The 21,084-nt window shown below is 72.6% G+C and carries 18 protein-coding genes; 9 read left to right on the top strand and 9 right to left on the bottom strand.

What is annotated here, in order from left to right:
• The first annotated feature begins 116 nt into the window (after window positions 1-116).
• The 3 genes from AACH10_RS14460 (at window position 117) to garD (ending at window position 3,910) form a co-directional block, all read left to right on the top strand.
• Complete coding sequence (locus tag AACH10_RS14460) at window positions 117-1,250, top strand: L-talarate/galactarate dehydratase (protein WP_341411135.1); 1,134 nt, start codon at window positions 117-119, stop codon at window positions 1,248-1,250.
• A gap of 96 nt (window positions 1,251-1,346) precedes the next feature.
• The gene (locus tag AACH10_RS14455; RefSeq protein ID WP_341411134.1) at window positions 1,347-2,327 is read left to right on the top strand and encodes a Bug family tripartite tricarboxylate transporter substrate binding protein; all 981 of its coding nucleotides are present in this window, start codon (window positions 1,347-1,349) and stop codon (window positions 2,325-2,327) included.
• An 11-nt stretch (window positions 2,328-2,338) separates the two neighbouring features.
• Window positions 2,339-3,910, top strand: a complete 1,572-nt coding sequence (garD, locus tag AACH10_RS14450) for a galactarate dehydratase (RefSeq protein ID WP_341411133.1) — start codon at window positions 2,339-2,341, stop codon at window positions 3,908-3,910.
• Here the strand turns inward: garD and AACH10_RS14445 are convergent.
• The 5 genes from AACH10_RS14445 to AACH10_RS14425 all read right to left on the bottom strand — a co-directional run bounded on the left by AACH10_RS14445 (window position 3,888) and on the right by AACH10_RS14425 (window position 9,217).
• Window positions 3,888-4,841 (bottom strand): LysR family transcriptional regulator, encoded by a 954-nt coding sequence (locus AACH10_RS14445; protein ID WP_341411132.1) that lies wholly within the window; start codon window positions 4,839-4,841, stop codon window positions 3,888-3,890. The genes garD and AACH10_RS14445 overlap by 23 nt on opposite strands.
• 34 nt (window positions 4,842-4,875) lie before the next feature.
• A complete protein-coding gene (locus tag AACH10_RS14440; RefSeq protein ID WP_341411131.1) occupies window positions 4,876-6,051 on the bottom strand; it encodes an Acg family FMN-binding oxidoreductase in 1,176 nt (391 codons plus the stop codon).
• Between the two features lie 108 nt (window positions 6,052-6,159).
• Window positions 6,160-7,560, bottom strand: coding sequence for an RNA polymerase sigma factor (locus tag AACH10_RS14435; RefSeq protein WP_341411130.1), 1,401 nt, complete (start codon window positions 7,558-7,560; stop codon window positions 6,160-6,162).
• 3 nt (window positions 7,561-7,563) lie between these two features.
• Complete coding sequence (locus AACH10_RS14430; RefSeq protein ID WP_341411129.1) at window positions 7,564-7,923, bottom strand: YciI family protein; 360 nt, start codon at window positions 7,921-7,923, stop codon at window positions 7,564-7,566.
• Window positions 7,924-8,071: 148 nt separating this feature from the next.
• Window positions 8,072-9,217, bottom strand: coding sequence for a DUF2855 family protein (locus tag AACH10_RS14425; protein WP_341411128.1), 1,146 nt, complete (start codon window positions 9,215-9,217; stop codon window positions 8,072-8,074).
• 212 nt (window positions 9,218-9,429) lie between these two features.
• On the opposite strand from AACH10_RS14425, the gene AACH10_RS14420 reads away from it, so the two are divergent.
• Complete coding sequence (locus AACH10_RS14420; RefSeq protein WP_341411127.1) at window positions 9,430-10,887, top strand: NAD(P)-binding protein; 1,458 nt, start codon at window positions 9,430-9,432, stop codon at window positions 10,885-10,887.
• Window positions 10,888-10,912: 25 nt separating this feature from the next.
• Here AACH10_RS14420 and AACH10_RS14415 read toward each other — a convergent pair whose 3' ends face one another.
• The gene (locus AACH10_RS14415) at window positions 10,913-12,349 is read right to left on the bottom strand and encodes an amidohydrolase family protein (protein WP_341411125.1); all 1,437 of its coding nucleotides are present in this window, start codon (window positions 12,347-12,349) and stop codon (window positions 10,913-10,915) included.
• 323 nt (window positions 12,350-12,672) lie between these two features.
• Between AACH10_RS14415 and AACH10_RS14410 the strand changes: the two genes are divergently transcribed.
• From AACH10_RS14410 to AACH10_RS14390, 5 genes are all read left to right on the top strand, one after another.
• Window positions 12,673-13,455: an SDR family oxidoreductase gene (locus AACH10_RS14410; RefSeq protein ID WP_341411124.1), complete on the top strand. Its 783-nt coding sequence runs from the start codon at window positions 12,673-12,675 to the stop codon at window positions 13,453-13,455.
• A 281-nt stretch (window positions 13,456-13,736) separates the two neighbouring features.
• Window positions 13,737-14,711 (top strand): tripartite tricarboxylate transporter substrate binding protein, encoded by a 975-nt coding sequence (locus AACH10_RS14405; RefSeq protein ID WP_341411123.1) that lies wholly within the window; start codon window positions 13,737-13,739, stop codon window positions 14,709-14,711.
• Entirely contained in the window at window positions 14,708-15,418 is a 711-nt protein-coding gene (locus AACH10_RS14400; RefSeq protein WP_341411122.1) for an SDR family NAD(P)-dependent oxidoreductase, read from the top strand. The genes AACH10_RS14405 and AACH10_RS14400 overlap by 4 nt, the downstream gene beginning before the upstream one ends.
• A gap of 28 nt (window positions 15,419-15,446) precedes the next feature.
• Window positions 15,447-15,977, top strand: a complete 531-nt coding sequence (locus tag AACH10_RS14395) for a 2,4'-dihydroxyacetophenone dioxygenase family protein (protein ID WP_341411121.1) — start codon at window positions 15,447-15,449, stop codon at window positions 15,975-15,977.
• A 21-nt stretch (window positions 15,978-15,998) separates the two neighbouring features.
• Window positions 15,999-17,000 (top strand): cyanophycinase, encoded by a 1,002-nt coding sequence (locus tag AACH10_RS14390; protein ID WP_341411120.1) that lies wholly within the window; start codon window positions 15,999-16,001, stop codon window positions 16,998-17,000.
• Between the two features lie 2 nt (window positions 17,001-17,002).
• Here the strand turns inward: AACH10_RS14390 and AACH10_RS14385 are convergent, their stop codons facing one another.
• Genes AACH10_RS14385 through AACH10_RS14375 form a run of 3 tightly spaced genes read right to left on the bottom strand, consistent with a single transcriptional unit; the run spans window position 17,003 to window position 21,082 of the window.
• Window positions 17,003-18,364, bottom strand: coding sequence for a sigma-54-dependent transcriptional regulator (locus AACH10_RS14385; protein ID WP_341411119.1), 1,362 nt, complete (start codon window positions 18,362-18,364; stop codon window positions 17,003-17,005).
• On the bottom strand, window positions 18,361-20,343 hold the full coding sequence (locus AACH10_RS14380) for an ATP-binding protein (RefSeq protein WP_341411118.1): 1,983 nt from the start codon (window positions 20,341-20,343) through the stop codon (window positions 18,361-18,363). The genes AACH10_RS14385 and AACH10_RS14380 overlap by 4 nt, the downstream gene beginning before the upstream one ends.
• Before the next feature lie 4 nt (window positions 20,344-20,347).
• Complete coding sequence (locus AACH10_RS14375) at window positions 20,348-21,082, bottom strand: amino acid ABC transporter ATP-binding protein (protein WP_341411117.1); 735 nt, start codon at window positions 21,080-21,082, stop codon at window positions 20,348-20,350.
• Window positions 21,083-21,084: the final 2 nt, after the last annotated feature.

Raw genomic sequence — 21,084 nt, 5'->3', positions numbered from 1 at the left:
TAATCCCGAGGTTGTCTGACCTTCTCAAGTGAATTCGGTAGCGCTACCATCCGTGTCAATTTGGTAGCGCTACCGTTTGCTGCCGTCATCCGTTTCCGACCTCTCCAGGATTGCCCATGAGTTCCGCCGACCGCATTGCGCACATCGCGCTGTCGTCCTGCTACCTGCCGCTGGCCAACCCGATCAGCGATGCCAAGGTGCTCACCGGCCGCCAGAAGCCGATGACCGAGATCGCGATGCTGTTTGCCGAGATCGAGACCGAGGGCGGCCACCAGGGCCTGGGCTTCACCTACAGCAAGCGCGCGGGCGGGCCGGGGCAGTTCGCCCATGCCAAGGAGGTGGCGCCGGCACTGATCGGTGAAGACGCCAACGACATCGCCCGGCTGTGGACCAAGCTGTGCTGGGCCGGTGCCTCGGTGGGCCGCAGCGGCCTGTCGGCGCAGGCCATCGGCGCCTTCGACGTGGCGCTGTACGACCTGAAGGCCAAGCGCGCCGGCCTGTCGCTGGCCAAGCTGCTGGGCGCGCACCGCGACTCGGTGGCCTGCTACAACACCTCGGGTGGCTTCCTGCACACGCCGCTCGATCAGCTGCTGGTGAATGCCGAGAAGTCGGTTGCGCGCGGCATCGGCGGCATCAAGCTCAAGGTGGGCCAGCCCGACCGGGCCAAGGACATCGAGCGCGTCTCGGCCGTGCGCAAGCACCTGGGCGAGGGCGTGGCGCTGATGGTGGATGCCAACCAGCAGTGGGACCGGCCCACGGCGCAGCGCATGTGCCGCCGCTTCGAAGACTTCAACCTGGTGTGGATCGAGGAGCCGCTGGACGCGTATGACCACGAGGGGCACGCCGCGCTGGCCCAGGCCTTCGACACGCCGATCGCCACTGGCGAAATGCTGACCAGCGCGATGGAGCATGGCGACCTGATCCGCCACCGCGCGGCCGACTACCTGATGCCCGACGCGCCGCGCGTGGGCGGCATCACCCCGTTCCTGAAGATCGCCGCGCAGGCCGAGGCCGCGGGCCTGATGCTGGCGCCGCACTTCGCGATGGAACTGCATGTGCACCTGGGCGCCGCCTATCCCACCGAGACCTGGGTGGAGCACTTCGACTGGCTGGAGCCACTGTTCAACGAGCGGTTGGAAATCCAGAACGGCCGCATGCTGGTGCCGCAGCGGCCGGGCCTGGGCGTGAGCTTGAGCGAACAGGCCCGTGCCTGGACGCGTGAGCGCGCCGAGGTGGGCCAGCGCGCCTGATCCGGCACCCAACCCCATCCGCGTTCTCTCGCTCTATTTCTCTTCTCCGTACACACCAGAGTCGCCACCGACCGCCCCACCTCAGGAGACTGACCCATGACCGTTCTGACCCGCCTGCCCCGCTTCGTGGCCGTTGCCGCCCTGGCCCTGGCGGCCCATCTGCCGGCCCAGGCCGACACCTGGCCGCCCAAGACCGTGACGCTGCTGGTGCCGTTTCCGCCCGGCGGCTCCACCGACCTGATCGCGCGCACCGTGGGCGCCAAGCTGCAGGAGAAGTTCGGCGCCAGCTTCGTCGTCGACAACAAGGCGGGTGCCGGTGGCACGCTGGGTGCGGCCCAGGCCAAGCGCGCCGCGCCCGATGGCGCCACGATCTTCGTGTCGTCGCTGGGCCCGTTCGTGATCGGCCCGCACCTGATCAAGAACACGGGCTACGACGCGTTGAAGGACTTCGACTACATCACCGTGGCCGTGCAGGCGCCCAATGTGCTGGCCGTGCCGGCCGCGTCGCCACACAAGAGCTTTGCCGACCTGCTGAAGTTCATCAAGGCCAACCCCGACAAGATGAGCTTCGCCTCGGCCGGCAATGGCACGTCGGACCACCTGACGGCCGAGCTGTTCTGGCAGGAAACGGCCACCAAGGCCACGCACGTGCCCTACAAGGGCGGTGCCCCGGCCATGAGCGACCTGATCGGCGGCGTGGTGGATGCGTCGTTCATGAACATCAACACCGGCCTGGCCAACATCAAGGCCGGCAAGCTGCGCGCGCTGGCCGTCACCAGCGCCAAGCGCTCGCCGCTGCTGCCCGATGTGCCCACGATGGAAGAGCTGGGCTTCAAGGGCGTCACCGTCACCTCGTGGCAGGCTTTTGCCGCGCCCAAGGGCCTGCCCAATGACATCAAGACCAAGCTGCGCGACGGCATCGTGGCGGCGCTGAACGATGCCACGGTCAAACCCAAGCTGCTGGAGCTGGGCTTCGAGATCGTGGGCAACACGCCCGAGCAGTTCACCGCCTTCCAGGCCGCCGAGTTTGCGCGCTGGAAGAAGGTGATCGAAACCGGCAAGATCACCGCAGATTGATTCCCCGCACCATGACCGACGCACCCCAAAAGGCCCCGCTGCGCATCGTGATGGATGCGCGCGACAACGTGGCCATCGTCGCCAATGACGGCGGCCTGCCGGCCGGCACCGTGTTCGACGACGGCCTGGTGCTGCGCGAGCATGTGCCGCAGGGCCACAAGCTGGCGCTGGTGGACCTGAAGGCGGGTGATGCCGTGCTGCGCTACGGCGTGGCCATCGGCTATGCGCTGCAAGACATTGCGCAGGGCAGCTGGGTGCACGAGAAGCGCCTGCAGATGCCCGGCGCCCGCGCACTGGAAGGTCTGCCGATGGCCACCGTGAAGCCGGCCCCGGCCGAAGCGCTCACCGGCCACAGCTTCCAGGGCTACCGCAACGCCGATGGCTCGGTGGGCACGCGCAACCTGCTGGCCATCACCACCACGGTGCAGTGCGTGGCCGGCGTGGTGGAGCAGGCCGCGCGCCGCATCCGCGCCGAGCTGCTGCCGCGCTACCCCAACGTGGATGGGGTGGTGGCGCTGGAGCATGCCTACGGCTGCGGCGTGGCCATCGACGCGCCCGATGCGGCGATCCCCATCCGCACGCTGCGCCACATCAGCCTGAACCCGAACTTCGGCGGCGAGGTGCTGGTGGTGAGCCTGGGCTGCGAGAAGCTGCCGCCCACGCGCCTGCTGCCGCCCGGCAGCTTCCCGATCAGCGATGGCCGCAGCGCGGACGACGGCCCCGACACCGTGTGCCTGCAGGATGGCGCGCATGTGGGCTACCAGTCCATGCTCGACCACATCCTGGAACGCGCCACGGTGCACCTGGAGCGCTTGAACCGGCGCCGGCGCGAGACCATCCCGGCCAGCGAGCTGGTGGTGGGTGTGCAGTGCGGCGGCTCGGATGCGTTCTCGGGCGTCACCGCCAACCCGGCCGTGGGCTGCTGCGCCGACCTGCTGGTGCGCGCCGGCGCCACCGTGATGTTCAGTGAGAACACCGAGGTGCGCGACGCGGTGGAGCAACTCACCGCCCGCGCCGCCACGCCGGAAGTGGCGGAAGCCATCGTGCGTGAGCTGGGCTGGTACGACCGCTATCTCGACCGCGGCCGCGTCGACCGCAGTGCCAACACCACGCCGGGCAACAAGGCGGGCGGCCTGTCCAACATCGTCGAGAAGGCGATGGGCTCGATCATCAAGAGCGGCTCGCAGCCGATCTCGCATGTGCTGGCGCCGGGCGAGAAGCTCAAGCCCGGGCAGCGCGGCCTGGTCTACGCCGCCACGCCGGCCAGTGACTTCATCTGCGGCACGCTGCAGCTGGCTGCGGGCATGAACCTGCACATCTTCACCACCGGCCGCGGCACGCCCTACGGCCTGGCCGAATGCCCGGTGGTGAAGGTGGCCACGCGCAGCGATCTGGCGCGCCGCTGGCACGACCTGATGGACGTGAACGCCGGCGCCATCGCCGATGGCGAGTGCACGGTGGAAGAACTCGGCTGGCAGATGTTCCACACGCTGCTGGACGTGGCCAGCGGCAAGAAGACCTGGGCAGAGCAGCACCAACTGCACAACGCGCTGGTGCTGTTCAACCCGGCGCCGGTGACCTGAGCAGCCGGGCGCGCAGCCGACTTTCCAGCCGCGCCCACACCACGCGCATCGAGGCGGAGCGCCGCAGTTCGGCATGGGCGCACAGCCACACCTGCTGCGGCAGGCCGAAGCGGTCGGCCAGCACGCGGCGCAGGCCCGGCCGCTCGGCCGCCACATCGGCGAGGAACACGCCAATGCCGCCACCGGTCTCGACCGCCGCCTGGCGCGGCAGCATCGCGTCGGTGCGCAGGCGAAAGCGCACCGACAAGGCCGGCGCTGGCTGCTTCAGGAAGGGGCCGATCGGCGCAGCCTCGCGGTCGAAGCCGGCCACGAAGGCCTCGTCGGGCAGGCTGAAGTCGGTCGGCTCGCCGAAGCGCTGCAGGTAGGACTCGTGGGCGTACAGGCCGAGTTCGGTGTCGCCCAGGTGCACGGCGATCAGGTCGTCCTGCTCGGGCCGGAAGAAGCGCACCGCGATGTCGGCGTCGCGGCGCAGCAGGTTGTCGGCGCTGTTGGACACCGACAGCGCGATCTCCAGCCCCGGATGCTCGCCGAGCAGCGCGGCCAGGATCGGCGTCACCACATGGTAGGCATAGACCTCGGAGGCGGCCACGCGCACCGTGCCCACCACGCGCTCCTGTGCGTCGGCGAAGAGGCCTTGCGCGCTGGCCACGGCCTGCTTCATGCCGGCCACGGCGGCGTACAGCGCGCGTGCCCGCTGCGTCGGCTCCAGCCGGCCCGGCCGGCGCACGAACAGCGCCTCGCCGAGGGTGCTTTCCAACTCGCGCACATGGCGGCCCACGCTGGGTTGGGTGCTGCCCAGGCGGCGTGCGGCCTCGGTCAGCGTGCCGGTCTCGTGCACCGCGATGAACGAGCGCAGCAGGTTCCAGTCGGTCAGCGCCGGTCCGGGGGGCGGCGCCACGGCGGCGGTGTCGGCGGCGGGCTTGCGGGGCATCGGTGCGCAGTGTGACACGCAGGCGCGGCGGGCTTCAGGCCTGCAGCAGCGCCTGCAGTCCGCGGCGCGGGCTGGGCTGCGTGGCCTGCAGCGCAAAGCCGGTGCGCGCCAGCATCTGCACCGTGTTGCGCTGCGGGTCCAGGCCCAGCGCCTGGTGCACCGCGAGGTAGGGGCGACGCACTTCGGCAAACTCCTGCAGCGCCTGCGACAGCGGGTGCATCTGCACGCCGGCCGCGGTGGCCTGCAGGTGCTGGCGCACATAGGCCCGGCCGGCATCCACCTGCTGCGGGCGGGTGTTGCCGCTGCTGGCCAGCCACAGGTAGCCGCTGCCGGTCTCGAAGGGGGCCCAGCGCGCCATCACGCGCTCCAGGTTCGCGCTGCCCGGCTGCGGCACCTGCAGCGGATCGAACAGGCCCAGCGCGTGCAGCAGGCGCGGCATGCGCTCGTTCAGGCTGATGCCATCGCGGTGGCGGGCAATGGCATCCGGGCCGATGCGCATCAGCTGCGCCGATTCAAGCCAGGTGCGCGGGGTCAGGCATTCGATCTCGTAGGCCTCGCGCGTGATGGCGCGCAGGCGCTCGAGGCCCGCCGCATCGCTGACCACACCGCCGGCCAGGCCGAAGCGCTGGGCGGTCTGCGCCCATTGCGCGGTCAGCGCCACGGGCAGCGCACGGTCGTTCGCATAGGCTGCCTTGTTGGTGTGGCGCTGCGCGATCTGCGCGAACAGCGGGTCGGGCGGCGCGCTGCCCGCATCGCGCAGGTGCAGCACCGCCACACGGTGGCCGCGCGGCAGCGCGTCCGCCGCGGGCGCGCCGTCGGGAAAGAGCTGCACCTCCACCGCGACGCCCCGCGCCGCCGCGGCGATGACCGCCAGTTCGATGAAGGCGCCGCAGCCGATCAGGATCTGGCGGCCGAAGGGATCGGTCTCGGGCAGCAGGCGCTGGCCGTCGCACAGCAGGCCGATGCGGCCGGGCTGCGACAGGTCGGCGATCCAGGGCTGGCGGTTGTGCGGGTTCGGGGCCAGCAGCGCATGCGCCAGCATGTGGCGGCGCAGGTCGGTCTCGGGCCCGGTGGCGCGCCAGGCCTGCGTGGCCTCATCGGGGTAGGTCGAGGCGCAGCCGCCCAGCGGCAGCGTGGCAAAGACGGCACCGCCGCCGGTCAGGGCGATGAAGCGGCGGCGGGAGGGGAGCAGGTCACTCAGGGGCGGCATGGGGCACTCCGGTGCGGGTGGCGATGTGCCCATCGTCTGCGCCCGCCCGTCGCGCGGCCAGCGCCGCCGGTGCACGCCAGGCATGCATTCCTGTTTGGCGCCGGCGTTTCACTGCGGCGGCGCCGCGCCCGTCAGGCCCGTCACGCCCGCCGTGCAGGCCGCCAGCCGCTGCCGCAGCAGGTCCTGCTCGGCCGCATGCGGGGCCGCGTCCAGCGCGCGCTGCAGGTGCGCCCGCGCCGCGCCGAACTGCCCGGCGCGCCGTTCCAGCTCGCCCAGCGTCGCGTCCCACAGGTAGTAGCGGGTCAGCCAGCCGGGCGGGGCCAGCGTGCGCAGCAGGGCCAGGCCGGCCTCGGGGCCCTGCCACTGTGCCAGCGCGATGGCGCGGTTGAGGGTGTAGAGCGGCGAGGGCTCGTGGCGCTCCAGCGTCTGGTACAGGTCGACGATCTGCGCCCAGTCGGTCTGCGCGTAGCTCGGGGCCGAGCAGTGCAGCGCGGCCACGGCGGCCTCGGCGTGGTAGCGCGAGAAGCTCGGGCCGCGCGCGGCGCGCTGCAGCCAGCGCAGGCCGGTGGCGATGGCGCGGCGGTCCCAGAGCGAGCGGTCCTGGGCCTCCAGCAGCAGCAGGCCGCCGTCGCCGGCCTCTCGCGCGTCGAAGCGCGCGGCGTGCAGGTGCATCAGGGCCAGCAGGGCGTCCACCTCGGGCGCGCCGCACACCGGGTGCGCCGCCATCTGGTGCGCCAGGCGCAGGGCCTCGTCCACCAGCTCACGGCGGATCAGCGATTCGGCCTGCATCGCGTGGTAGCCCTCGTTGAACAGCAGGTAGATGATGCGCAGCACCGTGCCGCGCCGGCCTTGCAATGCGGCCAGCGTGGGCGGCTCCAGCTCCGGCCCGGTCTGGCGCAGCCGCTCGCGGGCACGCGCCAGGCGCTTGTGCACGTTGTCCTCGCTGGTCAGCAGGCGCAGCGCGATCTCGCGGGTGGAAAAGCCGCCCAGCACCTTGAGCGCCAGCACCAGCTGGCTGGGCGGCGCGATGGCCTCGTCGGCGCAGACGAACAGCATGCGCAGCTCGTCGTCGGCCACCTCGGCGGCCATGCGGGGCGACTGGGGCGGCGTGGCCAGGGCCAGCGCCTGGGCCTGGAGGGCGCGCGCGGCCACGGGATCCGGCGCAGGGCCAAGTGCGGCCGTGCCGCCGGGGGCGCCGTCGAATGCGCCGTCACCCGCGTCCAGCGGCAGGTTGCGGTGCTCGCTGCGCCGCAGCTCGTCCACCAGCTTGTTGTGGGCCACACGGTACAGCCAGGCCCCCGGCTGGGCCGGCGTGCCGTCACGCGGCCAGCGCCGCAGCGCCGACAGCATGGCGGCCTGCACCGCGTCCTCGGCCAGCGCGACGAGGTGGTAGCCGAAGTCGCGCGCCAGCCGCGCCACCAGGCGCCGGTACTCGCTGCGGAAGGTCTGCGCCAGCGGCGTGTCGGCCGGTGCCGCCGCGGCCGCGCCGGGCGGGTCGCTGCCGGGCACGGCTCAGAAACCCGCCAGCTCGCGCACCTCGATCCAGCTGCCGGGAAAGCGCAGCACCGGGCAGCCGCGCGAGATCTCCACCGCCCGCTCCAGGCTGGCGGCCTGCACGATGCTGTAGCCGCCCAGCACCTCCTTGGCCTCGACGAAGGCGCCGTCGGTGACGACGATCTCGCCACCCGCACCGGCGCGCACCTGCCGGCCCTGCGGCTTCAGGCCATCGCCCAGGTCGACGATCTCCTCGTCGAAGCGGGCCTTCCAGGCGCTCCACTGGGCCAGCATCTCGGCCATCTCGGCGGGCGAGAGCTCGTCGTCGCGGGCATCGGCGGGCTGGCGGTAGATGAACAGGTACTTGGCATCGGACATGGCAACGCTCCAGAAGTTGGGAGGGGATGGGACGCACCGCAGCCGCAGCAGGGGCCCTGGCGCGGGCGTCACCCCCCATGGACGGCCGACCGGCCCCGATCCGGACACCCCGGCCGAGAAATATTTTCAACGGGGTGTCCGGCCGAGCTCAGGCCAGGGCCACCACCACGCCCTGCCGGGCGTCCACCTGCCCGCCCAGCACCTGCCCGTAGGCCTGCAGCGCCGCCGGGGCGCCCAGGCGCGCGTCGATCTGCACCCAGTCGCCTGCGGCCACCTGCGCGAGAAAGCCCACCCAGGCCTCGCCCATGCGGCGCTGCAGTTCGGCCGGGCCCCAGCCCTCGGGCGGCGGCCCGCTGCGCAGCTTGACCTGGGCCGGGGCGAAGAACAGCACCGGCTTGGGGCCCGGCAGATCACGGGCGGCGCCCAGGGCCTGCCAGTGCGTGCCGCCCACCGAGCAGCTGTGGCGCAGCGCGTCGGCCGCGGCAAAGTGGCCGTGGATGGCGCGGCGCAGCGGCGCGTCGCCGGAGAAGTCCACGTAGACGGTGGGCGTGGCCGCGTCGAGCGACGGCAGCGCGTCGTAGGTCAGCACGGCGTCGTAGCAGCCGAGCGAGCGGCAGTAGGCCACGTTGCCCGGCGAGGTGAGGCCCACGATGCGCGGCGCGCCGGGCCGGCCGCGGCGCAGCGCCAGGCAGTGCGCGGTGCCCACCGCGGTCTTGCTGGAGGCGCTGGACAGCAGCACCTGCGTGGCGCCGAAGAAGCCGTTCACGTCGAGGAAGTCGTCGATCAGGAACGAGGTCATGAACAGCGGGCGCAGCACGGCCTGCAGGTCTTCCAGATCGGCGCGGTAGCCGGGGTCGGCGTCGCAGAACTGGTACTGGTTGTACACCAGGGCCAGCTCGCGGCGGTGCGCCGCGCCGTCGGTGAAGCCGTGGGCCGACACCTTGGACGGCGCCACCACCAGGTGGGTGCCGGCCGGGTAGTAGCCCCACACGCGCCGGCCCACGGCCAGGCCGTCCACCTGGCTCTCGGCCACCGTGGCGAAGCCCCACACCGGCAGGCAGCCCAGCGCCGCGTCACCCGACGGGAAGAAGTCCCAGTAGCGCATGGCCTCGCCGAAGGCGGCATAGGTGATGTTGTTGGCGGTGAGCGAGAAACGCTGCACCGCCAGCCGGGCCTCGCCGGCCTGCAGCGGGCGCTGGGCCGGCGCGTCGGGGTCCGGGCCCAGCTGGGCCTGGGCCAGCTGGGTGCGCTGGATGAACAGGCGCTGGCCGGTGGCGGGGTTGAGGTCGGACATGCCGGGGCTCCTGGGTGGGTTGGCGTTCGCGGGATGCGGCCCATGTTCGCACCGGTGCGGGCCGCCACCGGCCGGGGCGAGGGTATGTCCCAGGCGGATGCCGGGCCGGGGCCGCCGCAGGCGGCCGGCCGGCGGGCATACGATGGCGCGCGCCATGCCGGGCGGCCGGGCGCCATGCGCCAGCCGCCGGTCCACCATCGCTGAGGCCCCCCATGTCCAGCACCGCCGTTGCCCACGAGATCACCACCGACTACCTCGTCATCGGCGCGGGCACCGTCGGCATGGCCTTTGCCGACACGCTGCTGGCCGAACGCCCCGACGCGCACATCACGATCGTCGACCGCCATGGCCAGCCGGGCGGGCACTGGAACGATGCCTACCCCTTCGTCACGCTGCACCAGCCGTCCAGCTTCTATGGCGTGAACTCGCTGCCGCTGGGCAGCGGCCAGGTGGATGCGGTGGGCCTGAACCAGGGCCTGCTGGAGCTGGCCTCGGGCGCCGAGATCAATGCCTACTTCGATCGCGTGATGCACCAGCGCCTGCTGCCCAGCGGCCGTGTGCGCTACCTGCCATTGAGCGAGGTGGGGGCCGACGGTGTGGTGCAGTCGCTGCTGTCGGGCGAGCGCACGCGCGTGCAGGTGCAGCGCAAGACGGTGGATGCCACGGCCATGAGCCCCGAGGTGCCGGCCACGCACACGCCACGCTTTGCCGTGGCGCCTGGAGTGCGCCTGGTGCCGCCCAATGCGCTGCCGGGCCTGTGGCAGGCCCCGCCGGCCGGCCAGGCGCGGCCGCGGCAGTTCGTGGTGCTGGGCGCCGGCAAGACCGCGATGGACGCCTGCATCTGGCTGCTGCAGTCGGGCGCCTCGCCCGAGCAGATCCAGTGGGTGGTGCCGCGCGACTCGTGGCTGATCAACCGCCTGCACACGCAGAACACGCCGGCCTTCTTCCACCAGGCCATCGGCGGCCAGGCCGACCAGCTGGCGGCGCAGGCCGCCGCCACCTCGCTGGACGACCTGTACCTGCGGCTGGAGGCCTGCGGCGCCCTGCTGCGCATCGACCCCACGCGCATGCCGCAGATGTTCCATCTGGCCACCGTGTCGCTGGCCGAGCTGGCCGAGCTGCGCCGCATCCACCAGGTCATCCGCCTGGGCCATGTGCAGGCGCTGGACGCCGAGGCCATGGTGCTCGACCAGGGCCGCGTGCCGGTGGCGCCCGGCACGCTGTTCATCGACTGCACGGCCTCGGCCGTGCGCGTGAAGCCGCTGCAGCCGGTGTTCCAGCCCGGGCGCATCGTGCCGCAGCTGGTGCGCGTGCCCTTCGTGGCCTTCAGCGCGGCGCTGATCGCCTGGGTGGAGGCGCACCTGGGCGACGACGACACGGCCTGCAACCGCCTGTGCACGCCGGTGCCCTTCACGCACACGCCCGCGGCCTACCCGCGCATGCTGCTGATGAACCTGATGAACCAGGGCCTGTGGGCGCAGGACAAGGCGCTGCGCGAGTGGGCGCGCCGCAGCCGGCTGGACGGCTTCGGCCACCTCACGGTGGGCATCGATCCGCAGGACGGCGAGAAGCTGGCCCAGCTGGCCCGCCTGCGCGACACCACGCCGCTGGCCGTGGCCAACCTGAAGAAGCTGGTGGCGCTGGCCGAGGGCGCGCCGGCGCGCGGCTGAATCGCCTGAAGCGCCTGAAGCGGGATCAGCGCGCCACGCAGTCGTCGGTGGCCTGGGGCCGGCAAAGGCGCGCGTCGTCCAGCGTGTAGCTGGCCTGCTGCAGCAGGCGCGCCAGCGGGTATTGCGGATCGCCGCCGCACACCAGGCGCGGCTGGCCGCACAGCTGGCGCGGGTCGGGCTCGCAGCCGGCCAGCGGGGGCAGGCGATCGGCCCAGGCCGGCGGTGCGCTGGCGATGCGCCCGCCCACCCACACGCCCAGGGTCTGCGGCAGGGCGGTGCGCTGCAGCACCTCGGCCAGGCTGGTGCGGCCCTCGGTGTCCCACAGCACCAGGTCGGCCCATTCGCCGGCGGCCAGCGCACCCACCTGGCCTTGCAGGCCCACGGCGCGGGCGGGGCCCTGGGTCATCATGCGGTGCAGGTCGGCGGCCGACAGCTGGCCGCCCTGCGCATCGCGGTCGTGGCGGGCCAGGCAGCGCGCCTCGTCCAGCAGCGCCAGCGAGCCCGAGGGCGACCAGTCGGTGCCCAGCGCCAGCGTCACGCCGGCCTGGCGTAGCGCCGGTACCGGCGCCATGCGGCCGTAGAGCTGGAAGTTCGAGCGTGGCGACAGCACCACCGCCACCTGCTGCTCGGCCAGGCGCCGGGCCTGCTTTTCGCTGATCGCCGTGCCGTGGATGAAGGCGCTGGGCGTGGGCTTGGCGCGCACGGCATCCAGCACGCAGTCCACCTCCCAGCGCGCGCCGTCGCCAGTGCCTTCGCCCACATGCGGCACGAAGGCCTGCTCGGGCGTGAACTTCACCGCCGCCACCTGCGCGGCGGTGCACGGGGCGGCCAGGATCGCGCGGGTGGCCGCGTCACCGAGCGGGAAGGTGCTGTCGAGCACCGGCGCGCCCCAGGGCGTGGCCAGCGGCGGCTCGGGCAGCTTCAGGTTGCGCAGGTAGGCACGGTAGTCCTTGGCGCCCGACACGGCGGTCTCGCCGCTGAGGGCGTGGCGCAGCATCGCGCGCAGGCTCACCTCGGTGCGCACCGTGGGGTCCTTGGGCGCGTCGCCCTCGAAGCCGCGCTGCTCGGCCGTCAGGCCGCGCCACTCGTTGCGGTGCGTCCAGGTCAGCGTGGGCGGCTGGGCTGGCTGCTGGTAGCTGTAGTCGATGTGCTCGTGCAGGTTGATCAGCCCGGCCGAGGCCAGCGCGCCGGGGCAGTCCAGCAGCGGCGTGCCACCCGAACTGCCGCCGGTGACGGGGCAGCCGGCATGGCTGATGCGGCCCTCACCATCGACGATCAACAGGCCACCGACATAGAGCCGGTCGCCGCTGATCAGGTTGGCGCGCAGCCGCCAGCCGGGCATGTTGCCGCCGGAGAGCGTGCACTGCGCGGCCTGGCCGGCATAGCGGGCGTCGCACACGGTCACCGCGTAGCCGCCGCCGTCCAGCGGCGCACCGGCGCCGGCATCGGCGGGCGGGCGCACGCCCAGCGGCGCACAGGCTGACAGCAGTGCGGCCAGGCCCAGCAGCAGCGGCAGGGCGCCGCGCGCGGCGGCGGGCCTGTGAGCTGGCCTGTGAGCTGGCCTGCGAACGGGCCTGCGAGTGCGCCGGGCGGGCCGGGCGGTGATCGGGGTGGCGGTCAGGGGCAGGGTGGACGGCATGGCGGGTGGGGCAGCAGGGCAGGGGCGGGTCGGGCCTGGGGCGCGCTGCGGTGTCGCCTGGGCGATGGCCGCGCGCGCTGGGCTTGCCATGATGCCCCGGCATGCCGCCATCCGCCGCGGCACATCCCCCGAGGAGACCGACTTTCATGCGCATCGACAACAGCATTGCCGCCGTGGTGACCGGCGGCGCGTCCGGCCTGGGCCGCGCCACCGCCCAGGCCCTGGCCGCCGCCGGCGCCCGCGTGGCCATCTTCGACGTCAACGAGGCCCAGGGCCGCGAAGTGGGGCAGGCCATCGGCGGCCTGTACTGCCAGGTCGACATCACGCGCGAGGACAGCGTGCTGGCCGGCTTTGCCCAGGCCCGCGCGGCGCACGGCCAGGAGCGCGTGCTGGTGCACTGCGCGATGACGTCGCGCCGCGGCAAGACCCTGGCCTTCGACAAGGAGGCCGGCCGCCTGAAGCGCCTGCCCACCAGCGATTTCGAGTATGGCGTGCAGGGCATCCTGGTGGCCAGCTACCGCCTGGCCTCGCTGGCCGCCGAGGGCATGGCCGAGCTGCCGGCGCTGGACGACGGCGAGCGCGGCAGCATCATCCTGACCGCCTCGGTGGCCGCGCAGGACGGCCAGATCGGGCAGGTGATCTACGCGTCGGCCAAGGCCGGCGTCAATGGCATGGTGCTGCCGCTGGCACGCGACCTGAGCGACCTGGGCATCCGCGTCAACGCCATCATGCCGGGTATCTTCGCCACGCCGCTGATGCTGGGCGCCAAGCCGGCGGTGCTGGACAGCCTGGCGGCGTCGGTGCCGTTCCCCAAGCGCCTGGGCAAGCCGGAAGAGTTCGCCAGCCTGGCGCTGGAGATGGCCCGCAACAGCTACTTCAACGGCCAGTGCGTGCGCCTGGATGGCGCGATCCGCATGGCGCCGCGTTGAGCCTGCGCCCGCCGATCCGTCAATTGACATAACGAGGATCGGCGCGGTTTTAGGTGGGCGAGTTGATTCGGGCGGACTGATGCAGGCCAACTGAGCCTCACCGCGCCCAGCCGCCGGCCGCCGGCTGCCGGCTGCCGGCTGCAGCCGCGCAAGCCGGCGCGGCGCAAAAGCCGGGCGCCAAGGGGCAAGCCCCGATGGGAGCGGCCTGGGCCTGGCTTCAACAATGGGTCACGGCCAGCGCAACTGACTGGCCGGCAGAACCCATCCGCGAGGAGCTCCCCATGAAGCGCAGAACCCTGCTCGGCGGCGGCCTGGCCGTGCCGTTGGCACCGCTCGCCCTGACCGCGGCACCGCCCGCTGCGGCCCAGGCCGCGTACCCCAGCCGGCCCGTCGAGTTGCTGGTGGCCTTCGGGGCCGGGGGCGGCACCGATGTGCTGGCCCGCGCGCTGGCCGAAGGCCTGCGCAAGCCCCTGGGCCAGACCGTCACGGTGGTCAACAAGCCCGGCGCCAGCGGCTCGATCGGCATGGCCGAGGTGGCCAACGCGCCGGCCGACGGCCACAAGCTGATCATGCTGACCGTGGAGGCCACGATCCTGCCGCACATCGGCATCGGCAAGGTCTCGCACGAGGACTTCGCGCCCGTCGCCCGGCTGAACTTCGACCCGTCGGCGATCACCGTGCGTGCCGATGCGCCGTGGAACACGGTGGAGGAGTTTCTGGACGCCGCGCGCAAGCGCCCGGGCGAACTGAAGGTGGGCAACTCGGGGCCGGGCTCGATCTGGCATGTGGCCGCGGTGGCGCTGGAGGCGCGCACCGGGGTGCACTTCAACCACATCCCGTTCCAGGGTGCGGGGCCCGGCGTGCTGGCGCTGGCCGGTGGCCATGTGGACGCCGTGGCCGTGAGCCCGGCCGAGGTGACGGCCCAGGTGCAGGCCGGGCGTCTGAAGGTGCTGGCCGTGGCCGCCGAGCAGCGCGCCAAGGGCTATGACAAGGTGCCCACCTTCCGGGAGCGCGGCATCGATCTGAGCCTGGGCGCCTGGCGCGGCCTGTGCGCGCCCAAGGCCACGCCGCCGGCGGTGCTGGCCGTGCTGACGGCCGCGGTGGCCAAGGTGGTGCAGGAGCCCGCCTACCGCGACACGCTGGCCAAGCTGAACCTCGGCGAGGCCTGTGCCGATGCGGCCGCCTTCCGCGCGGCGATGGACCGCGACAGCCTGGCCTTCAAGGCCCTGGCCGCCAAGCTGGAGCTCAAGGGATGAGGCAGGTGCTGGTCACCGGTGCCAGCAGCGGCATCGGCGCGGCCATCGCCCGCGCCTTCGCGGCCGAGGGGGCCCGGGTCACGGCCACCGGCGCCACCGCCGCCGAGGTGGCGGCCGCGCAGGCCGACCCCGCCCTGCAGGGTCTGCAGCTGGCGGTGCTGGACGTGCGCGACGAGGCCGGCGTGAACGCGCTGGTGCAGTCGCTGGGCGAGTTGGACGTCGTGGTCAACTGCGCCGGCGTCATCCGCCGCGGCGACGAGCACCGGCCCGAGGTCTTCGCCCAGGTGCTCGAGATCAACCTCACCGGCACGATGCGCGTGTGTGCCGCCGCCCGCGCCGGGCTGGCCGCACGGCGTGGCTGCATCGTCAACACCGCGTCGATGCTCAGCTTTTTCGGCGGCGGCCTGGTGCCCGGCTACAGCGCCAGCAAGGGCGGCGTGGCCCAGCTCACCAAGAGCCTGGCCATCGCCTATGCGGCCGAGGGCATCCGCGTCAACGCCGTGGCGCCCGGCTGGATCGCCACGCCGCTCACCCAGGCGCTGCAGGACGATCCCGCCCGCGCCGCACCCATCCTGGCGCGCACGCCGATGGGCCGCTGGGGCACGCCCGACGACGTGGCCGGGCCGGTGCTGTTCCTGGCCAGCCCGGCCGCGCGCTTCGTCACCGGCGTGGTGCTGCCGGTCGATGGCGGCTACCTGATCGCCTGACCCCTCCCCTGTCCCGCCGGAGACCCGCATGACCCAGCCCGTGCCGCCTGATTCGCAGAAGTGGCAGCCCTACAAACACCCGATGCCCAAGGAGTCGCCACCCGAGCTGGTGGTGCCCGACGCCGTGCCGCAGGACGAGCGCATCTGGGTGCCGGTGGACGACAACGTGTGGTTCCGCCCGCTGTGCCTGAGCGCCAGCCGCGGCTACTGGATGAACCTGCTGCGCGTGCGCCGCGCCGGCGTGCTGAGCCGCCACCGCCACCCGCAGCCGGTGCACGGCTACGTCATCAAGGGCCAGTGGCGCTACCTCGAGCACGACTGGGTGGCCACCGAGGGTGCCTATGTCTACGAGGCCCCGGGCGAGACGCACACGCTGGTGGTCGACCCGCACGTGGACGAGATGATCACGATGTTCCAGGTCAACGGCGCGATGATCTACTGCGATCCGGACGGCCACTGCACCGGCTACGATGACGTGTTCACGCGCATCGCCAAGTGCCGCGCGCACTACAGCGCCGTGGGGCTGGGCGAGGGCTATGTGGACACCTTCATCCGCTGACCTGACCGGACGCCGACCACCATGAAGTACACCGCCTGGGCCGTGGCCCTCACCCTCGCCGGCCTGGCCGGCAGCATGACGGCGGCCAAGCTGCCCTACACCTACGTGCGCCTGGGCCAGGCCGCCGACGCGGCCGCCACGCTGCAGGGCGGCACGGTGCTGATGGGCGGTGGCACCGATGTGGACGCGGCCTTCGCGTGGATGTGCCAGCGCAGCCGCGGGGGCGATTTCCTGGTGCTGCGCGCCAGCGGCACCGAGGCCTACAACCCCTATGTGCGCGACCTGTGCACGGCCGCGGGCGCGGCGCCCAACTCGGTGGCCACGTTGATCGTGCCCACCGCCGCCGCGGCGCAGGACAGCCGCGTGGCCGCGCTGGTGCGCCAGGCCGAGGCGGTGTGGATCGCCGGTGGCGACCAGTCGGTGTACGTGCAGGCCTGGAAGGGCACGGCGCTGCAGCAGGCCCTCAACGAGCGCATCGCGGCCGGCGCGCCGGTGGGCGGCACCAGCGCCGGCCTGAACGTGCTGACCCCCTTCGTCTACAGCGCGGCCGCCAGCAAGGGCGCCACCTCCAGCCAGGCGCTGGCCGACCCGTTCCACCGCACGATGACCTTCGACCGCGATCTGACGGCCGTGCCGCAGCTGGCCGGTGTGATCGGCGATCCGCACTTCGCCGCGCGCGACCGCATGGGCCGCGACCTGGCCTTTCTGTGCCGCGTGTGGGCGGCCGGCTGGAGCGCGGCCCCGCGTGGCATCGCGGTCGACGAGCAGACCGCGCTGCTGATCGACCCGGCCGGCCGCGGCACGGCGGTGGGCAGCGGCTCGGTGTACTTCCTGCAGGCACCGGGGGCGCCCGAGGTGTGCGCGCCGCTGCAGCCCCTCACCTACCGCCAGGTGGGTGTCTACCGCATCGAGGCCGGCGCGGCCAGCTTCACGCTGCCCAGCTGGGCCGGCAGCGGCGGCACGGCCTACAGCGTCAGCGCGGTGCAGGGCGCGCTCAGCGCCTCGGGCGGCTCGATCTACTGACGCTACTGGGGGCCGGCGCCCAGGCCGTGCTTGCGGATCTTGTCCGCCAGCGTGGTCTTGGGGCAGCCGAGCGCGGCCGCGCTGCGGGCGATGTTGCCGCCCTGGCGCTGCAGTTCCTCGCGGATCAGGTTGCGCTCGAACTCGTCCACCCGCTCGGCCAGCGGCAGCGCGCCGCGGTCGGGCGCATCGGCCGCGTCGCCCGGCCCGGGCAGCGCGCCCAGCACGTCGCTGCGCACGCCCAGCACCAGGCAGTCGGCCACGTTGCGCAGCTCGCGCACGTTGCCGGGCCAGGCATGGGCCATCAGCGTATGCAGCTGGGCAGTGCTGACCGTGGGCACGGCCAGGCCGTAGCGGCTGGCGGCCAGCAGCATGAAGTGCTCCAGCAACATCGGGATGTCCTCGCGCCGCTCGCGCAGCGGCGGCAGGTCGATGGTCACCACGTTGAGCCGGTAGTACAGGTCGGCGCGGAAGGTGCCGGCCTGGGCGCGCGCCAGCAGGTCGTCCTTGCTGGCAGCCACCACGCGGCAATCGACCGGGATGCGCTGGTTGGAGCCCAGGCGCTCGATCACGCGGTCCTGCAGCACGCGCAGCAGCTTGATCTGCACGCCCATGGGCATGCTCTCCACCTCATCGAGGAACAGCGTGCCGCCGTTGGCATGCTCGATGCGACCGATGCGGCGCTTGGCCGCGCCGGTGAAGGCGCCGGCCTCGTGGCCGAACAGTTCGCTGTCGAGCAGGTTGTCGGGCAGGCCGCCGCAGTTCAGCGCCACCAGCGGCGCGCTGCGGCGCGGCGAGTTCTCGTGCAGGGCCTGGGCCACCAGCTCCTTGCCGGTGCCTGTTTCGCCGCGGATCAGCACGTCCACCGCCGAGCCGGCCACGCGGCCCACCAGCTGGCGCACCGCCTCCATCTGCGGCGACTTGCCCACCAGCTTGCCGGCCACGCCCTCGCGTGCGGCCAGGGCCTGGCGCAGGCTGGCCACTTCCAGCGTCAGGTGGCGCTTGTCGAGTGCGCGCCGGGCCACCTCCACCAGGGCCTCGGGCGAGAAGGGCTTGGGCACGAAGTCGTACGCGCCGCTGCGCATGGCCTCCACCGCCAGGCTCACATCGCCATGGCCGGTGATCATGATCACCGGCAGCTCGGCCTCCAGCGTCTGGCAGTGGCGCACCAGCGAGAGGCCGTCGGCGCCGGGCAGGCGCATGTCGGTGATGACGATGCCGGCAAAGCCCGGCGCCAGCTGGGCGCGCGCGGCCTCGGCGGATTCCACCGCCACCACGCGCAGGCCGGCCAGCTGCAGCGCCTGGGCGCAGCCCAGCTGCATGGGCAGGTCGTCTTCGACCAGCAGGACGGACAGCTCGAGGCTCATGGCACGGCGTGGGGGTTGGGCGGGATGGCGGGGTGCCCATTGTCGACGTTGGCGGCGGTGGCGGCGCCCTCGCCGGCCGGCCGCGCGCCGCTGCCGTCGGCATGGGGCAGCGGCAGCCGCAGCCGGAAGCAGGCGCCGCCCTCGGGGTGGTTGTGCGCGTCCAGCTCGCCACCGGCCTCGCGCGCGATGTCGCGCGAGATGGCCAGGCCCAGGCCCAGGCCCACGCCGGCATCCTTGGTGGTGAAGAAGGGCTCGAACAGCCGCGCCAGCGCCTCGTCGCCAAGGCCGGTGCCGTTGTCGCGCACCTCGATCACCGCCTGGCCCTCGGCCACGCCGGCGTGCAGCCACAGCTGGCGGCGCGCGGGCTCCAGGCCGCCCATGGCGTCGAGCGCATTGCCGATCAGGTTCACCAGCACCTGCTCCAGCCGGTTGGGGTCGCACCAGGCGCTGATGCCGCCGGGCGGCAGCTGGCGGTGCACGGTGATGGCCTCGCGGCGCAGGCGCTGGTCATGCAGGAACAGCGCATTGCCCAGGGCCTGGCCCACGTCGCAGGCGCTGGGCTGGGCCGCGCTCTTGCGGGCATAGCCCTTGAGCGGATGGATGATGGCGCCCATCTGGTCGGCCAGGCGGGTCATGATCTGCAGGTTGCCCTGGGCCACGTCCAGGTCGCCGCGCTGCATGAACTGCAGCGCATTGCCGGCCAGCGTGCGGATGGCGCCCAGCGGCTGCGCCAGCTCGTGCGTGATGCCGGTGGCCAGCTGGCCCAGCGCGGCCATCTTGCCGGCGTGCACCAGCTCATCCTGCGCGCGGCGCAGCGTGGTCTCGGCCTGCTGGCGCTCGGCCACCTCGCGCAGCAGGCGGTCATTGGTTTCCGACAGCGCGCGGGTGCGGGCGCGCACCTTGTCTTCCAGCTCGGTGTTGGCGGCGCGCAGCCATTCCTGGGCCTGCAGCTTCTGCTTCAGGATGCGGCGGCGCTGCAGCACGATCAGCGCCAGCAGCATCAGCATGCCCATCGCCAGGCCGGCCAGCAGCCCGTGCAGCCAGGCCTGCTGGCGCACTGGCTGCAGGTCGGCGAACATCAGCAGCCGCCAGTCCATGCCGTCGAGCGTGCGGCCCAGCACCAGCATGCCGCGGCTGGCCGCGCCGCCGCCGGCAATGCGCGGGCCGGCCGCGCGTCCGGGCCCCAGGCCGTTGGGCAGCACGCCCTCGATGACCTGGCTGTCCTCGTCCACGCGCAGGTCCACCTGCAGTGGCAGGCGCGGCAGCAGCTGGTCGGCATAGGAGCGCGAGATCTGCATCACCACGCGGCGCTCGAGCGGCAGCTCGCCCAGCGTGGTGTAGCGCCAGCTGGGCTCGGACGACAGCACCACCACCTGGTTCGAATCGGCCAGCAGCGCCGGCGTGCCCAGCGTGGGCCAGGCGGCGTTGATGGCCTCCAGGCTGATCTTCACGGCGGCCACGCCCAGCACCCGCGGGCCGTCGTGGATGGGGTGCGACACGTAGTAGCCGGCCGACCCGTCGCGCGCGTCGATGGCGAAGTGCTGGCCGACGCGGCCCGACAGTGCCTCGAGGAAGTAGGGGCGGAAGGACTGGTCCTCGCCGATCAGCGCGTCGTCGCTGGCGGCCAGGACGTTGCCGCGCTCGCTGAGCACCAGCATGGCCATGCTGCCCAGGTGCGCGTTGAGGCGGCGCAGGTAGGTGCTGGCGGCCTGCACGCGCGCCGGCTGGCCGGGCTCGTGCAGCAGGGCCAGCACGTCCTGGTTCAGCTGAACGGTGGCGGGCACCGATTCCAGCCGCCGGATGACGCCTTCGGCCGCGGTGGCGAACAGGTCGAGCTGGTGCGCCGATTCGCGCCGCAGCTCGGCGATGCCCTGGCGCTCGCTGGCCTGGAAGCTGGCCGTGGCCACGGCCAGCACCGCCGCCAGCGCGGCCACGCCCAGCAGCAGCGTGCGCAGCGCGAGGCGGGCGGGGGTGTTCACCGGCTCAGTGTTGCAGGATCTTCGCGAGGAAGTCCTTGGCGCGCGGCGAGCGGGCCTCGGCGTTGCCGAAGAACTCTTCCTTCTTGCAGTCCTCGACGATCTTGCCGGCGTCCATGAAGATCACGCGGTGGCTCACGCGCTTGGCAAAGCCCATCTCGTGCGTCACGCACATCATGGTCATGCCCTCGTTGGCCAGCTGCACCATCACGTCCAGCACCTCGCCCACCATCTCGGGGTCGAGCGCGCTGGTCGGTTCGTCGAACAGCATCACGATCGGGTCCATGCTCAGCGCGCGGGCGATGGCCACGCGCTGCTGCTGGCCGCCCGACAGCCGGCCGGGGAACTTGTCCTTGTGCGCGCTCAGGCCCACGCGGTCCAGCATCTTCAGGCCGCGGGTCTTGGCGTCGTCGGGGCTGCGGCCCAGCACCTTGATCTGCGCGATCGTCAGGTTGTCGGTCACCGACAGGTGCGGGAACAGCTCGAAGTGCTGGAACACCATGCCCACGCGGCTGCGCAGCTTGGGCAGGTTGGTGCCGGGCGCGGTGAGGCTGGTGCCGTCGACGACGATGTCGCCCTTCTGGAACGGCTCCAGCGCGTTCACGGTCTTGATCAGCGTGCTCTTGCCGCTGCCCGACGGGCCGCAGACCACGACGACCTCGCCCTTGTTGATCGTGGTGCTGCAGTCGGTCAGGACCTGGAAGGCGCCGTACCACTTGCTGACGTTCTTGATTTCAATCACGG

Source organism: Pseudaquabacterium inlustre, assembly GCF_038066595.1.
GTDB classification, from domain to species: Bacteria; Pseudomonadota; Gammaproteobacteria; order Burkholderiales; family Burkholderiaceae_C; genus Pseudaquabacterium; species Pseudaquabacterium inlustre.
This window is presented reverse-complemented; position numbering and strand designations above follow the sequence as displayed.